A 15242-nucleotide genomic window follows, 5' to 3' on the forward strand; every position below is an offset into this window, starting at 1 on the left:
GTTACGGCGGCAGATCGAATACAAGGCCCACTGGCGCGGCGTGACGGTCGTCATCGCGGATCGCTGGTTTCCATCCTCCAAGACCTGTCACGCCTGCGGTCAACTCCATGACATGCCGCTGTCGCAGCGCACGCTGGTCTGCGACTGTGGGCACGTCATGGATCGCGACCTCAACGCCGCCAACAACCTTGATCAGTATGGTCGCGACGCGCTCGGGCGAGACCTTAAACGCACGTAAGAGCCAGGTCAGACGGGGAAAGCCCGCACGGGTGTTGACGACGTGAACAGACTTATTCAGCTTCGTGCAAGTTTGGATAGGTTTTTATGAGCGGTAAAAATGGAAATCTTCATCGGATTTTTAATTGTTGGAACGCTCTTCGGTCATTTCCTGGTGTCTCTTCAGAGACACCGAGCGCGGAAACGCGCCCAGGCCGAATACAAGATCCGTCTTGCACAACAGTACGAACAACTGCGTGACTACATGATGGACCCGGATCTGCTACGCGGGCATGATCTGGTCGCTTCTATTTGGCTCGACATGATTCGTCATCAGCCGCCGGATCCTGAGATGGAAGGGCTTGTTCTGGCGGCCGCCACCGAGATCGAGCGTCACGAGGGCCGACACTACGAGGGTCGGCCCATTCAACGCGGATGGATGACTCCACAGGATTATCAGGACTATTTTGCGTTCGTAGACCGGTTCGGCTGTTTCCAGAAACGCTATGCCGCCGTCGTTCGGGCTAAGTCCGCGCTGGCCGATCGTTGAGTTGTGCCTTCATTCCATTGAGCAACGTATCTGGAGGGGCCGATCGGCGCTTGTTTCGGTTCCTTCGCGCGCTTTTCACTTTCTCGTTCAGCTGCTCAAGTCCGTCCCCGCCGAAGTCGAAGCTGTCCAGATCTTCGATTTCGGATGACGCCGTGTCTACAAGCGTTACATCCGCCGGTCTTATCCTGGGGTCGGGCGTTGGCGCTGATGGAGCGGCTGTAGGCGAAGCTGGGGTGATCTCAGCCACCGAGGCCACCGGCGCTTCGCTCAATACCGGCGGGGCGGCCGCCGGTTCCTGAGACGGCTCCGGTGCGCTCCAGGCATCGATGTCCAGGATCGTGTTGGTGTTGGGCGGCTCGGCGACGCCGGGAGCCTGAGTGCTCACCTCCGTGTCCGGGGTCGGATCAGCCAGTGTTTCCGACGAAGGCGTGGTTGCGATCTCACCAGTCACAGGAACGTCCTGGTCGAGTCGAAGGCTGACAGTCTGAAGTGCTCCTGATTCATCATGCACAACTCCAACGCCACGCATGATGGCTTCATCAGCCTGGACAACCTCCAGAAAGGCGTCGAAATAGCCTTTGTGCTGAATGCCGCCTTTCAGAGAAAACTGCGAGGCCTGGTCTGCCGACAGCAGCAGGCACCCGCTTGGATCGAAGGTTGGCTCCTGCCCCAGCTGCTGCATCCCCCGAATCAGCGCCTGGCCAAGCACGCCCAGGTGTGCGTACGGATCGGCAGGTGCTTCATTTGGGCTTTCAGGAATGTCGGCAGAGGCCGCAGGCACCGTGACGACGGGAGGGTGCTCCGGCTCCGCATTGAGCGTATCGTTGGACTCGGACCGCAGTGCGCGCGTCCCGTACAGCGCCTGAACGATTTGCGGGGGATTGGGTGCAGGAGCAAGGCTCCTGAGTGCGGGAGGCATGTGCTCACCGAGGGCGACCACGAAGGCCACTTGCCATTGCCCCAGAACTCGCTCTTGACTATTGCTCGAGACGACCTTGAACAGCGCGTTTTTATAGCTGAAGCGCTGATCTTCAAACTCACAGACCAGCACCCCGCGCGCATCAAGAATCCGCAAGAGATCTTCCGTGATGACGTATCGTCCGTCCCCGCGCTGCACCTCAGCTTGCTGCGGATTGCGGAAGAACTGCGCTGCAAAGGCGGCACGCACGACGGGTTCGTTCAGATACAAGCGCCCATCGCCCCCCTTGAAGCCGGCTCGGAAACGCTGCTCTCGACCGTTGATCGTTCCGGGCTTGATCAGATAGTCGAGGAACCATGTCCAGATGGCCTCGTCGCCCCCGCTGTCGACGGCGTCACCGTCGGCTTCGTCTGCCTCATTGAGTCGGACCCGTCCCTCCTCGCGACGTCCTGCTTCTGTATCAGCCGCAATCAGGAACTCCAGCAGCAATCGGACGGTATCCCCCGTATGTGTCGGCAAATCCTGGGGATGATGCTCGTGCGTCACAGCCGCAATCAGCGCCTTGCGATCATCTTCGGGTAAAATCCAGATCTCTTCCAGAGTTGCCAGAATGCGCCCACCCTCTCGGTCATGGAAGCGCTTTACAGTGCTGACGCTGTCACCATCGACCTTAAAGGCCTCCAGCTTTCCGACGTCATGTCCGATCAGGATCAGCATCGCGATGTCGCGATCCTGGGGCGACAGAGCGCGATCACGCAATCCGACGTCATTCGCTTTTCCGCGAAAACGCCACGACTGGAAGAGTTCCAGCCCCGTTTCGGCCACATTGAGCGAATGCTCCAGAAGCGTCGCATCGCCGTGTCCGCCCTTCGTTGTCGCCGCCGGAAAGCGCGGGCGAGCGCCCATGACATCCAGAATGGCTTGGAACGCGGCCACATACTCAGTCTGGCCCTCGGTTAACCAGTGCGCGACACGTGGCCAGCGCGCCGCATCGACCTGTACCGGCCGTCGGCAGCGCCGCCAGTGCATCACGCCGGGTACGATGCCGATCGTGCACTCAATGCCCCGCGTTTGCGTGGGCAGATGCCAACCTTTGCGTGCCCAGCGCAACGACGCACTGATGGCGATTGCCAGACCGAAGGCTAACGAGCCCCATCCAAGCGCTTTCAAGGCTGTCAGCAGAAACAGACTGCTGTCCGGGGGGCCATAGGCGCGTAATCCCCAGATGACGCTGACTAGCCACCAAAACATGAACACGATGATTGTGGAACGCAGGATCGGATTACGCATGATGGGCCTAAGACACGCGCCGACAGGCGTGCGGCGCGTTGGAGACTGGAGCGATTAAGAGGACGAGGCGGACGATCCGGAGACACTTACGAGGGTTCTCTGGCGTTCCTCGCGCATATAGCGAATGACCTTCGGCACATAGGCTTGTGTTTCCTTGTACGGCGGAATCTGGTTGCCGTGCTTCATCACCGCCCCTTCGCCCGCGTTGTAACCGGCCAGGGCCAGTTCGGTACTGCCAAACTTATCCAGCAGCCAGCGTAGATACTTCGCGCCGCCTTCAATGGCCTGTTGCGGATCAAAAGCGTCGGTGACGCCAAAGCGTTTGGCGGTTGCCGGTATTAACTGCGTCAACCCTTGAGCGTTCTTCGGTGAGACGGCCTTGGGGTTGTAATTGGACTCGGCGCGAATGACCGCATGCAGCAATTCTGCGGAAATCCCGTGACGCAACGCCGCCGATTGGATCAGCCCATCGTACTGCGCACGGCGGACTTTGAGCGAGGCCGGCAGCGGCTTTGATTTCGTCTGAGGCGACTGAGCCTGACTCCAGTGCATGTAGGGACTGCGTTGCAGCCAGGCAATCTTGGCCTGGAAACGCTCGGCATCCGGGTCTTGAGCCGTCGTTTGTTCCCCCGAGAGCGTTTTCCAACGCTGAATGACATTCGTTGCAAATTGCAAGCGCAGGCGATCGCTCTTGGCGTAGTAAGAACCGATTCCGCGCCATGTCCAGCCGTCTTGCGCGATGTGCTGCGCAAAGATCCAGGCGCCGACGTGGATGTTCGTGCAAGGATCGTACAGATCCTGCCGACTGACGCCGTGTTCTTTGAGCTTCGGCAACCAGCGCGAATTGATGCTCATCAGGCCGTAACTGCGGCTGCCATCCTTGTTGGTCACAGTCGTCTTCGGGTTCGAGGCCGGTTGCTGTTCGGCCACGGCGATCAGCACCTCGACAGGCAGGTGCTGTTGCTTGGCCGCCGCTTCAAAGCACGAACGGTAGGACTCGTAGGCACTCGCGGCGGCCTGTTGCGAGGCCAGCACCAGGGCCAGGCTCGTGAACGCTCTGAACATTTGCACCTCCTGAAGATGTAGAATTATCAAAAAAATGATACAATTTATATTGCATTGTACTCAACCTTTTTGAGAATACCCATGCCACAGTCGCCTTTTCTTTGGGGCTCCATCCTGGGCGTCCTTGCACTAACTGGTTGCGCGACCAATGAAGCGCGCTTGTATCACCCCAGACAGACGGCCACAATTCTGGAGGTTATCGAGTGGGATACCTGCCTTGGCGCTCCCGGTGCTCAGACGCGCCCGCAGCGAGCCGCACGTTCGGCCAAGCATCAGGCGTCGAGTCACGTAACGTTCGGCGAAATGCCAGTATCTTCGGGTACGCCCGAGCAAGATGGCGCAGCGCTGGGTGGGATCGTTCAAGGGGCCAGTCTGGGCGCGTTGGCCGGATCTGGACCGGACGACATCGTGGTGGGGGCTGTGGCTGGGGCGATTGGCGGCATCCTGCTCGCCACGCAGGATGTCGAGGAATGCTATCGACACAACCGCCTTTCGTTGCGTGTGGACTCGACAGGCGAGATATTGACAGCGGTTGTACAAAAGCAGCGAAACCCGAGCATCGATCAGGGAAAATATAGTCCTCAGTATGCCTTTGTTGCCGGCGCACAAGGCTCTGAAGGCTTCCGTGTTGGCGAGTCTGTAAACGTCATTCGAGTCACGCTACCCACGGTGGACAAGCATGTCGCTGTCGTGCCATTAACCGATGCCGATTGTTCGCGCTATCCCCTCTGTTCGCAGCCGCTATAACGAACAGAAAAGCCCCCTCACCACAGGTGAAGGGGCTTGGTTCAGTTCAGGTCAAAAGGACGCTCATCACTTGCGCCGCACGTCCCAGTAGGATGATCCTTTCTGGCGAAAGGCTTCCAGTAAGCCCCCGGTCTCGAAGGACTCAAGCAACTCCAGGGCTGCCGGAGGCAAATCCTCAATGTACCGGAGTTCCTCAAGCGTCTTCTCAAAGGCTGTCTTGTAGTCAAGGCTGCCCTTTTTCTCGACCAAGACCGCCGATACCGCCTGTCCGTCGAGCTTCTTTTGACCCTTCGGAATCGCGGCAATGAGATCGGCTTTCGCCGCCTTCAACTGCTCTTTGGCAGACTCGGCCTCGTCCAGCGCCAAGAGGTACACCGTTTCAGCGGCCGCCCAAGCGTCACCTGCCGGGGGATAGTCGCCTTTGACCGCCTCCCAGAACCGGATCTCGCGCTCGATCATCGCGTCGATGTAGGCCGGATCCCGCTTGACCTCGATAAGGACATGCGGTGTGGCGTGCATCGGGCGATAGCTCCAATAGTGGAGCATCTCGGCCTCTGGCACGCAGGCCAGTTGATGCTGAACTTGGGGCCAATACTTGGCCGGCACCTGTCTGGTCTCGGCCGCCGCCGCGTGATCCTTCTCGCCGGGGCACTTGATCTCCACCAGCAATCCACCGTCGAAGGTGGCTCCATCGAGTGAGGCTCCGATGAACGTGAACTCCTCGTGCTGGACACAGAACGGGGCGGTAAGCTCGCCGGTGTGTGCCGACCAGGCGTCCAACGCCTCATCTTCCATCGCGCGTCCGCGCGCCATGGCGGGATTGTCCCGCTGTGGCTCGCGCCGCCCCGTCTTGAACTCCCAAAGCTTGTGGATCGTTGTCCATGGGCTGACGCCCATGATCGCCGGGGCATCGCTGCCCCCAATGATGCCGGCACGCCACTCGTGCCAAGCCGGGGTGCGTTGATCCAGGGTGATGAGTTTCATGATTCTCTCCTCTCGGTGCCGCGCGGGATGCGTCAGCTTCTGAGAGGAGTTGGGGGGCAAAAAGAATCGGGCAGCTTGCCGCTGTTGCTGCACCGGGGAGGCGACGAGGCGCTGCCCGTCGCTGGTCATCACCGGCGCGGCCACGCCCAAGGCACCTTTCTCCAGGCAAAAAAACAAAGACTTTGCATTCTCAAGTTATACATTGTATTTTTAGAAGTATTAAAAATGGCTCGGAAAATGAGATGCACAAGCCTACCACTGAACAACAGGCCATCATCGACTCGAACGCCGACTCCCTGATTGCCAACGCCTTTGCCGGCACAGGCAAAACCGCTACCCTGGTGGGGTTCGCCGAGGCCCGCCCCCAGTCGCGCATGCTGTACCTGGCCTTCAACCGTGCGGTTGCCGACGAGGCCAAGGCGCGTTTCCCCTCCACTGTGGAGGCCCGAACCTCTCACTCTTTGGCCTACGGCCGTCACGGCTATCACTATCAAGCCAAACTTGGTTATCCGCGAGCGTTTCATGCCCGCAACATCCTGCGCCCCTCGTTGCCCAGTAACGAATCCCTGGTGTTTTCCGGATTGGCTCTGGAGGCCGTCAATCGGTTCCTGATCGCCTCAAGTCCTGAGATCAGCCTCAACCACGTCGCCGCCGGGCGGGCGCGGGCGATCGGTGTCGATCCAACCGACATCCTGGAAGCGGCCAAGCAGCTGTGGACAGCGATGCAGGATCCCAAAGATCCCTCCGTGCCCATGCCCCATGACGGCTACCTCAAGCTCTACCAACTCTCCAGGCCCAAACTCGATCGATACGACTACATTTTGCTCGACGAGGCCCAGGATACCAACCCATGTCTGTTTGACATCTTCGCCGCTCAGCAAACAGGGCGCGTACTGGTTGGGGATCAGCACCAGAACATCTATGGGTTTCGGGGTGCGATGAATGCTATGGGGCGCATGCGTGGCGAGCACCACAGTCTGACGGCCAGTTTCCGCTTTGGTGAACCGGTAGCCGATGTGGCCAATGCGCTTCTGGGCGTCTTCAAGGGCGAAACACTGTCGCTGCGCGGATTCGGTGGCCCTAGCGAAGTCGGTATGGCCCCGCTGCACCAGCAGCACACCGTCTACCTGCACCGCACCAATGCCGGTCTTTTCGACCGGGCCGTCGAACTGCTTCACGCCGGCATCGCCATGCACTTCGTCGGCGGCGTCAAGAACTACAACTTCCAGACCATCCTCGACGCTTTCCATCTTTTTGATCACAACCACCGTGCCATTCGCGATCCGTTCATGCGCTCTTTCCGCACGATTGAGGATTTGGAGGAGTACGCCGAATCGGTCGAGGACAATGAAATCAAGGCGCGCCTGAAGGTCGTGAAAAAATACACATTCAGGATCCCTCGCCTGATTGAACGACTGGAGTCCGCCCATGAACCTGATAGCCGCAAAGCCGGTGCCGAACTGACCACGGCCCATAAAGCCAAGGGGCTCGAATGGGATCAGGTCGTTCTGGGCAATGACTTTCCGGATTTGATGGATGGCAGCGGCGTTCCCCTGGTTTCGGCGTTGATGCCTCCAGACTCCCCCGAAAATCCGCTGGACCCGGACGAGGCCAATTTGCTCTATGTCGCGGCCACCCGCGCCCGAAAGCATCTGGTCATCACCTCGCAGCTGGGCGCTTTACTTGACTGGGTCCACGACGGAGGGATGGCAGAACGGCAGCGCGCTCCAGATCCCGAGCTTCTCGCTGTCAACGCCTAGTCGAGATCGCCACCATGCTCAAAGTCGAGTCGTCGCCTTGAATCGCGCGTTCAGCCGTCCTGGCTGAATTCGCGATTCCCGTGATTCGACCAGCCCGCCCTTTGGGGCAGACGTTACGCGCGAATCCGCCTGCGGGCGGCGTCATAGGCACTCCGGGATGCTTCTCCAGTCCCGGACTCTGCGGCCAAGGATTAAACAGCACGGTGCGACACACGGCAGTGTCCTTGGCAAAAACCGCGCGATAACTGGGCGAGGAGACCGTCACAGCCGTAAGGCTAGAACGCCGCGTAAGCGGCAAGGATCAAACGATGAACCGAGTGTTCGTTTTAACCAACAACCGACAGCCCCTGATGCCCTGCCATCCCGCGCGAGCGCGCACGCTGCTGCGCACGCGCAAGGCCGCCGTTTATCGAATGCAGCCCTTCACCATCATCCTGCTGGAGCGCGCCGAGGGTGATACTCAGCCCGTCGAGGTCAAGCTCGATCCCGGCAGCAAGACCACCGGGATCGCCCTGGTCGCCGACTTCCCGCGCGGACGCACCGTTATCTGGGCCGCCAATCTGCACCATCGCGGGCAGGCCATCCGCTCCGCCCTGACCGATCGGCGCGCGTTTCGGCGCGGACGGCGCGCACGCAAAACCCGCTATCGCGCACCGCGCTTTCTCAACCGAACCCGGCCCGCCGGCTGGCTCCCGCCGTCACTGCGCGCGCGCGTCGAGAATGTCCGCCATCTCACGGCCAAGCTCCAGGCCCGCGCGCCGATGGCCTCGGCGGCTGTCGAGACCGTGCGCTTCGATACCCAGGCACTCCAGAACCCGGAGATCAGCGGAGTTGAGTACCAGCAAGGCGAACTGGCCGGTTACGAGGTCCGTGAATACCTGCTGGAGAAGTGGAACCGGACCTGCGCCTACTGCGGGGCGCGGGATGTGCCGCTGGAGGTCGAGCATATCGTTCCGCGCTCGCGGGGCGGCTCGGATCGGGTCTCGAATCTGACGCTGGCCTGTCGTCCGTGCAACGAGCGCAAGGGCAGTCAGCCGATCGAGGAATTTCTGAAAGGCAAGCCCGAGGTATTGCGCCGGATCCAGGCCCAGGCGCGCACGCCGCTCAAAGATGCGGCGGCGGTCAACGCGACGCGCTATGCCATCGGCGAGGCGGTCAAGTCCGTTGGTTTGCCGACGACGTTCTGGAGCGGCGGGCGCACCAAGCGCAACCGGGTCAGTCAGGGCTACGCCAAAGACCATTGGATCGATGCCGCCTGTGTGGGCGAAAGCGGGGCGGCGGTACGGATTCCCGAGGGGATGGTGGCGCTGGAGATCAAGGCGATGGGGCGCGGACGTCGGCGCGTGCATGGAAACGACCGCTACGGTTTTCCGAAAGGCGCACCCCGCTCCGCCAAGCGCGTCCACGGCTTCCAGACTGGCGATTTGGCCAAGCTCACATGCACCACAGGAAAAAGCGCTGGCGTGCATGTTGGTCGGATAGCCAGCATTCGCGCGCGCGGCTGGTTTGTGCTGGCGAAGCACGATCGTCCGGCACGGGAATTCCGTCTGCTCCAGCGGGCGGACGGGTACGACTACATGACGGCGACGAACTCATGACAAGCGCGGGCGCTCCGGCTCTTTCCCCGGCTTCTTCGCGCGGTGTTGCAACTGCTCGGTGCAGGGTACGTCTGTCGCTGGCGGGTCGCTCGTCATCCATGACTCGCTTCACGGACGACCAGCATCGAGATCTCGCAGCGATACTGCATGCAGTCAGAGGCCATGTCGTACTCAGTGGATACGACAGCTGCCTATATCGCGATCTCTATGCCGATTGGCGCCGTATTGAGAAGCCGGCGATCGCTGACCAGGGAAAAAACGCGGTCGAGGTTCTATGGATCTCCCCAAAAACGTCCGGCGGTCAGCTTTCGCTATTTTCCAACTCATAACCAGCACGTGAGTCAACCATTAACCGGCCTGGGCTGGTTTTCGTATCAGCTATCAATCCGATGGGGGGGGGAGTGTGCGTGATTCAATATTTTGAAGAAAACCGTATAGGGCGCGATTGGGTTATAGGCGACATTCATGGAATGTTTTCCTTGCTGGAGAGCACCCTGGATGACATTGGCTTCAACCCAAAGCACGATCGCCTGTTTTGCACGGGCGATCTGATCGATCGCGGCCATGAATCCATCCGGGTCTTGGAGTTTTTGCGCGAACCTTGGTTCTTCAGCGTTCGCGGCAATCACGACATCATGCCGATTCGGGCGCTCCGCGCCTTGCTGGTCAACGATGAAATTCCACTGTTGGAGTGGAAGGCGATGGGCGGTGAATGGTTTGACGATCATTCTCTTACGGAAGTCATCGAGGTTGCACAGGCCTTGATGGATTTGCCGATGCTCATTGAAATAAAGAGCGCGAATGGCGTTATCGGGATTACGCACGGCGAACCCAAAATAGGACTGTCATGGCCGCAAGTTAAGTTCCATCTCGAAAATGGCTGCCACCTGACGCTGCTGGATATATTATGGGGTCGTCATCGCATAGAGGCTCTATTGGGCGATTATGAGCAAGCCAGGGAACTTTCGAAAACGCGCATTGATCAATGGTCGATCCAAGGAATCGATCATCTTGTTCTAGGGCACACCGTCATTCCCCATTGGTTTCGCTTAGGAAACATTCACTACATAGACACTGGAGCGTGTCACGAGTGCGGATGCCTGACCTTGATTGACATCAGCCATCCTGGGTTCTTGCATCATCGCGGTCTTTCTCATCATGAGTCGCTCGACTATTCGGGCGTCTTCGGTGATCCATCCGATCTGGCGTTCTTGAACGGTCAAAACAGCGATGTCATCCATGCAACCTGTGTTTGAGTCCGGCTGTGCGTGCTTTTCGGAGGACACAGGGTCCGACCAGTCCCGTCGCGCCTTCCGGATTCGCCGCTTTTGTCTGTATCCACCTGAACTCCACGAAAGTGGAGACAACCCCAGGGTCGCTTGGCTAACGGCCTGCGTCGAGGCCAATGGAGGTAAAGACTTCGAAGTCGGTGCGTACGTCTCCGCTTCCGGGGACGTATTTTTTGATGACCACCTGGGATGGTCGATCGACATCGATCTCGAGACCCTGGGCATTGATCCACGCTCACCGGATGGACAGCGGATCATCGCCGACTGGGCGGAATGCGCGCGTTGGCACGGGCTCGATACCCTGAATTCGTTCTTTCCGCTTCTCAGTTAAAGTAGGAGGCGCTTGTGAAGGAAATCGTGGCACGCAACGGAAAACGGCTCTTTCAAGAATTTGATCAGAATGATCAACATTCGATGCTATTTGATGGTTATTCCAGCGTCGACGACATCAAGGCGCGCTTTGGGCCGAACCTTGAACTGTTGAGAGATCATCTCGACAGTTGCCGAGAACTCAAGAATGCGCTCCACGAAGAAAGTGGTTAATGCAATTTGATCCTTTCGTGATTTTTTAATCTGGCGATCCATTTGAGATCAAATAAAAAGATTTCAAATCATATCGCTCAATCGGTTGCAAGCGAGATTTCGAGGAAATATACTCAGGCTCAAGTTAACAGTAACCGATCGAGGTTTACTTAATGAATCGTCGCTCTCTGGAATCAGCCGTCTTTCGAAGAAGATTTGGCGCAGGACGTTCTGGAGATCATCACGGTCTTTTCCGCTCGGCTCTACGGTAGCCGCTCCAAGAAACACCGCAAGCTGATGCACGACCTGCAAGCCTCGGCGGACGTGATTGCCGAAGACCTTGGAATTTACGATGCGGCGCGCCCACAAGATTAAGCTTGACCCCAACCAGGAACAGGCGACCTACTTTGTTAAGGCGTGCGGCGTTGCACGCCATGCTTACAACTGGGCGCTGGCCAAGTGGAAGGAGCAGTACGAGGCGGGCATCAAGCCTAACGAGGCGGCGCTGCGCAAGCAATACAACGCCATCAAGCCCGTCGAGTTCCCGTGGGCGCTGGAAGTCACCAAGAACGCGCCGCAGCAGGCCATCAAGAACGCTGGAGCGGCGTTCTCCAACTTCTTCCGTAAGGTGAAGGCGGGTAAAAAAGGCAAGGACTGCGGCTATCCGAAGTTCAAGAAGAAAGGCATCCACGACGCTTTCCGCGCGGATAACGGCCCGCCCAAGAAAGGCGTGTCGGCTGTGCAGGTCGATGGCAAGCGCGTGAAGCTGCCCATCATCGGTTGGGTCAAGATGCGCGAGGAACGGCGCTTCCCCGGCTGCATCCAGTCAACGACGGTCAGTCGCCAGGCCGATGGCTGGTACATCTCCATCCTGGTCGAGACCGATGAGCGGCTCCACCAGGAATCCACCGGCGTGGTCGGCGTGGATTTCGGCCTGAAGGTACTGGCGACGCTCTCCACGGGCGAATCCATCCCAGGACCAAAACCGCACCGCAGACTGGACGGGCGTCTGCGTCGGCTCAATCGTTCCCTGGCCCGCAAGCGCAAAGGCAGTGCGAACTGGAAGAAAGCGAAAACCAAGCTCTCCAGACTCCACAAGCGCCTGGCTGACATCCGCGAAGACGCCTTGCACAAGCTCAGTCACCATCTGACCACGCAGTTCGATATCATCGGCATTGAAGATCTGAACGTCAAAGGCATGGCCGCGAACAGTCATCTTGCCCGCTCGGTCAGCGATGCGGGCCTTCGTTCGCTGCGCACCAAGATCGAGTACAAGGCGGCCATGACCGGCGCAACGGTCGTGGTGGTAGACCGCTGGTTTCCATCCAGTAAGACCTGCTCGCAGTGCGGCCAGCACCACCCTGAGATCGTTCTCGGTGTCGAGACCCTGCGCTGCGATTGCGGCTTGATCATCGACCGAGACCTGAATGCGGCGATTAACCTCGCCAATTACGCGGCAAGCTCTGCCGTGTCAGCCTGTGGAGAAGGCGGCTCTGGCGTTGCCTTGGCAACGTGAAACCAGCCTCGATGAAGCAGGAAGAAAATAACAGATAGTTGAGATTATCTGAGACTTTTCAGAGCGGAATATTGGCACTGCACATTCGACGATCTGAACCTGGAAGGGCAGGCGCTCTACCGTCAAATTGAATCGCTCTATCCCGGTTGCGATCTGCGTCTTCTGATGTTTTTGGATACTTGAGGAGCGAAACTGTGGAAAAAATCTCTCTCTCTGAGGCCAACGATCTTCGCCTCACCCTGATTCCCTTTCATCCGGGTGATGTGATCTATCTCGCCGACAAAAATGTTTGGCAGGAAGACTTCGCCGGTACGTGGGAAGACTGGTGCGGCGTACTGCCGCCGGAGCCGGCCTCTGCCAAAAAATCGAAGCACTTCCGCGCCGCTTACCAGTTCTGGGAGCGTTCGCGCGAAGTCTATGGTCCGGAAAAAACGCCCACCTGGGATGAGTATCGTGAAAACCTGTTGGAGCAAATCCGGCAGCGTCCTTACGAAGTTGTTGAAGATGTATGGCTGGCCGCTTGATGGGCGAACTCATTGAAATTAAGGCCTGTTTTTTCAGGGGGGAGTACGAAACGGGAACGATCACCCGCATTGTTCCTAAACTTCGTGCGCTCTCTGAATATCGCCGTATTCAGCGCCTATCATGGCTCGGACGTGATCCTCGCGAAATGGGTTATCTGCCGTATCACGAGGCGCGAGACATTGTCGATACCGCTGCTCGCACGATGCACTTCATGGATACGGCCGCACTCTCGTCCAGTTCAGCCTGGCCCTCTCTTTTTGGGGGCGCGCATGATTTGCCAGGATTTTTGCATACGCAGGTCTGGATCTGCTGCAACGCCCATCTGGTGACGACAGAGCCTTTCGATCGCGACGCCATGTTCGGCGTCCTAGACTGGTGTTTCGATAACGGCTGGCGGGCATACCAAATGCAGTCCTGGGGGATGGGAAATCCCAAAATGTCAACAATGATCCTGTGTGCTCCACCGAAAAGCTTCGGCGTGCTTGATGCCGTTCTTCAACGGTTGATGCGCGCCCGCCCAATTCCGTTAGAGGCGCGGGAACGCGACGCTCGGATCGTTTTAGAGAACCGCTCGCAACCACGACCAGGCCTTGAGCAATAGCGCGTATTCATCTCGCGCTTAAAAAACAATTGCAATCACCGTGTTTTTAGGAGGATTTAACCTTGGCTAAATTCTTAAATACCAGTGCCACAAATTATTTCCTTGAAGAGCTAATCAAAAACGCCTCTGATCGTCTTGTTCTGATTAGTCCATTCCTAAAGCTCAATGACCGTATTAAAGAGCTTTTGCAGGACAAAAATAGACTTAAAATTGATGTTCGCATCGTTTATGGGAAAAATGAACTGCACCCGGACGAAATAAGTTGGCTTCGAGATTTGACTTATATTCGCACAAGTTTTTGCAAAAACCTTCATGCAAAATGCTACCTCAATGAAGAAAGCTGCATTATCACCAGCCTTAATCTCTACGAGTTCAGCCAGATCAACAACAACGAAATGGGTATCGCGCTAAGCCGCGCCGATGATTCAGATCTATACCGAGAGGCTTACGAAGAAGCGCAGCGCATTATTCGTATCAGCGACGAGGTCCGTATGTCGCTGGAAAAAGTTGTTAGCGAGGAAACGTCTTCTGCAGGGGCCGAACGTGAAGATATAACTGTTGAAGACAAGCTAACCTCATCGAAACTGGCTCAGAAGCTCGGTATTTCAACACAAGACCTGTTGGAAAAACTTGTAGCCGTAGGGTATCTCGTGCCCAAAGACGGCAAACATTACATCACTGATTCAGGTAAAGCAGCCGGGGGCGAGTTCAGAATGGGCAAGCGGTTTGGCTCCTATTTTTTATGGCCGAATTCGTTAAACTTAGATTGATAATTTGGCTATATTTTCAAGGCAAGAGCCAATTAAGATGCCCAGTCTTTCCCGTCTAGCTTTGAACTACCGGAGAACGTTCCGGAAATTAAAGCCTGTGGAGCTGGCACTGGCGGCGGAACGGGGGTGGTTGAGCCGATCTACGAGTCATCCCACACTGAAGCAGGAAAGGCGGTTCGTGAGGACCGCCCGGCCGGGGAGCCGTACCCTGGGAATCCCCGTCCTTTAGGGCGGGGAGGATGTCAAGAAGAGCCGATTTTGTGGTCGACTCCTTCCGATGATTTGCATTTGAATTATTTTGAAATGCAGCGTTTTCGAAAGTTTGTTTGCCAGTTATAATAATCGAGCGTTTTTTCAATCTCACATCGGAAAGTATGTCAAGTTTGCTAAGGAGCTTTCAATTAAGCGCCATTGTTGTTCTTGATAGATTATCTATCTCCGCCTCGCAGCGAGGCGGAGATATGCTTAGGCTTTTTGCAAAAAAGAACAAACTACGTTGCCGATTTGAGCCGCTTTTTTCTATCTTGACATTCCCCCGCCCTGAAGGACGGGGTTTGCCACGCAATTTGATCAGGAGCCGTGATTTATGCCTTTCTTAGGGAATACCCCCTATGAAAACCCAGATCGAAAAGATTTTTATAGACTGATGCGTCCCGAAGAAAAGCCAGGACGTTTCGAAATTCGTCGCCTGAGCCAAAAACAGATCGAGATTTTTAAGGCTGAGGTGTCCAGGATCCGCGCCGCGCGACTGGCCGCCGGTGAAACGCTGACCCAGAGCTTTAGGGCCGAGGTGTCCCAGATCCGCGCCGCACGGAGCGCGGCCTGATCCATCTCTGTTTCTACGAGACCGATTCCGTATGCACCGAATGTCGTCGAGTCGTCGCCTTGAA

16 protein-coding genes and 1 pseudogene are annotated in these 15242 nt (G+C 57.4%); 14 read left to right on the plus strand and 3 right to left on the minus strand.

Annotated features, from left to right (window positions below; genetic code table 11):
* Positions 1–238 (plus strand): zinc ribbon domain-containing protein (locus tag HW932_RS19975; protein ID WP_176978221.1); only part of this gene is annotated, 238 nt, incomplete at its 5' end.
* A gap of 99 nt (positions 239–337) precedes the next feature.
* Entirely contained in the window at positions 338–766 is a 429-nt protein-coding gene (locus tag HW932_RS19980; protein ID WP_176978222.1) for a hypothetical protein, read from the plus strand.
* Here HW932_RS19980 and HW932_RS19985 read toward each other — a convergent pair.
* Positions 741–2975, minus strand: a complete 2235-nt coding sequence (locus HW932_RS19985) for a hypothetical protein (RefSeq protein ID WP_176978223.1) — start codon at positions 2973–2975, stop codon at positions 741–743. The genes HW932_RS19980 and HW932_RS19985 overlap by 26 nt on opposite strands.
* A gap of 54 nt (positions 2976–3029) precedes the next feature.
* Positions 3030–4040, minus strand: coding sequence for a transglycosylase SLT domain-containing protein (locus tag HW932_RS19990; RefSeq protein WP_176978224.1), 1011 nt, complete (start codon positions 4038–4040; stop codon positions 3030–3032).
* Positions 4041–4121: 81 nt separating this feature from the next.
* Here HW932_RS19990 and HW932_RS19995 point away from each other — a divergent pair, with 81 nt between their 5' ends.
* On the plus strand, positions 4122–4787 hold the full coding sequence (locus tag HW932_RS19995; protein ID WP_176978225.1) for a glycine zipper family protein: 666 nt from the start codon (positions 4122–4124) through the stop codon (positions 4785–4787).
* Positions 4788–4853: 66 nt separating this feature from the next.
* Here HW932_RS19995 and HW932_RS20000 read toward each other — a convergent pair whose 3' ends face one another.
* Positions 4854–5771, minus strand: a complete 918-nt coding sequence (locus tag HW932_RS20000; protein WP_176978226.1) for a lambda-exonuclease family protein — start codon at positions 5769–5771, stop codon at positions 4854–4856.
* A 242-nt stretch (positions 5772–6013) separates the two neighbouring features.
* Here HW932_RS20000 and HW932_RS20005 point away from each other — a divergent pair, with 242 nt between their 5' ends.
* The 11 genes and pseudogenes from HW932_RS20005 (at position 6014) to HW932_RS20055 (ending at position 15178) form a co-directional block, all read left to right on the plus strand.
* Positions 6014–7531: a UvrD-helicase domain-containing protein gene (locus HW932_RS20005; protein WP_176978227.1), complete on the plus strand. Its 1518-nt coding sequence runs from the start codon at positions 6014–6016 to the stop codon at positions 7529–7531.
* Positions 7532–7839: 308 nt separating this feature from the next.
* Positions 7840–9129, plus strand: a complete 1290-nt coding sequence (gene iscB, locus HW932_RS20010; RefSeq protein ID WP_176978228.1) for an RNA-guided endonuclease IscB — start codon at positions 7840–7842, stop codon at positions 9127–9129.
* A gap of 407 nt (positions 9130–9536) precedes the next feature.
* A complete protein-coding gene (locus HW932_RS20015; RefSeq protein ID WP_176978229.1) occupies positions 9537–10385 on the plus strand; it encodes a metallophosphoesterase in 849 nt (282 codons plus the stop codon).
* On the plus strand, positions 10369–10749 hold the full coding sequence (locus tag HW932_RS20020; RefSeq protein ID WP_176978230.1) for a hypothetical protein: 381 nt from the start codon (positions 10369–10371) through the stop codon (positions 10747–10749). The genes HW932_RS20015 and HW932_RS20020 overlap by 17 nt, the downstream gene beginning before the upstream one ends.
* Positions 10750–10763: 14 nt before the next feature.
* Positions 10764–10961 carry a hypothetical protein gene (locus HW932_RS20025; protein WP_176978231.1) on the plus strand — a complete coding sequence of 66 codons (198 nt, stop codon included), beginning with the start codon at positions 10764–10766 and terminating at the stop codon, positions 10959–10961.
* A gap of 183 nt (positions 10962–11144) precedes the next feature.
* Positions 11145–11315: pseudogene (locus HW932_RS20030) on the plus strand (IS607 family transposase); the annotation flags it as partial.
* On the plus strand, positions 11293–12456 hold the full coding sequence (locus tag HW932_RS20035) for an RNA-guided endonuclease InsQ/TnpB family protein (RefSeq protein ID WP_222932466.1): 1164 nt from the start codon (positions 11293–11295) through the stop codon (positions 12454–12456). The pseudogene HW932_RS20030 and the gene HW932_RS20035, both read left to right, overlap by 23 nt.
* 194 nt (positions 12457–12650) lie before the next feature.
* Positions 12651–12980, plus strand: a complete 330-nt coding sequence (locus HW932_RS20040) for a hypothetical protein (protein WP_176978232.1) — start codon at positions 12651–12653, stop codon at positions 12978–12980.
* On the plus strand, positions 12980–13582 hold the full coding sequence (locus HW932_RS20045; RefSeq protein WP_176978233.1) for a hypothetical protein: 603 nt from the start codon (positions 12980–12982) through the stop codon (positions 13580–13582). The genes HW932_RS20040 and HW932_RS20045 overlap by 1 nt, the downstream gene beginning before the upstream one ends.
* Before the next feature lie 62 nt (positions 13583–13644).
* Complete coding sequence (locus HW932_RS20050; RefSeq protein ID WP_176978234.1) at positions 13645–14352, plus strand: phospholipase D family protein; 708 nt, start codon at positions 13645–13647, stop codon at positions 14350–14352.
* 586 nt (positions 14353–14938) lie between these two features.
* The gene (locus tag HW932_RS20055) at positions 14939–15178 is read left to right on the plus strand and encodes a hypothetical protein (protein WP_176978235.1); all 240 of its coding nucleotides are present in this window, start codon (positions 14939–14941) and stop codon (positions 15176–15178) included.
* Positions 15179–15242: the final 64 nt, after the last annotated feature.

Source organism: Allochromatium humboldtianum, from assembly GCF_013385175.1.
Classification (GTDB): Bacteria; Pseudomonadota; Gammaproteobacteria; order Chromatiales; family Chromatiaceae; genus Thermochromatium; species Thermochromatium humboldtianum.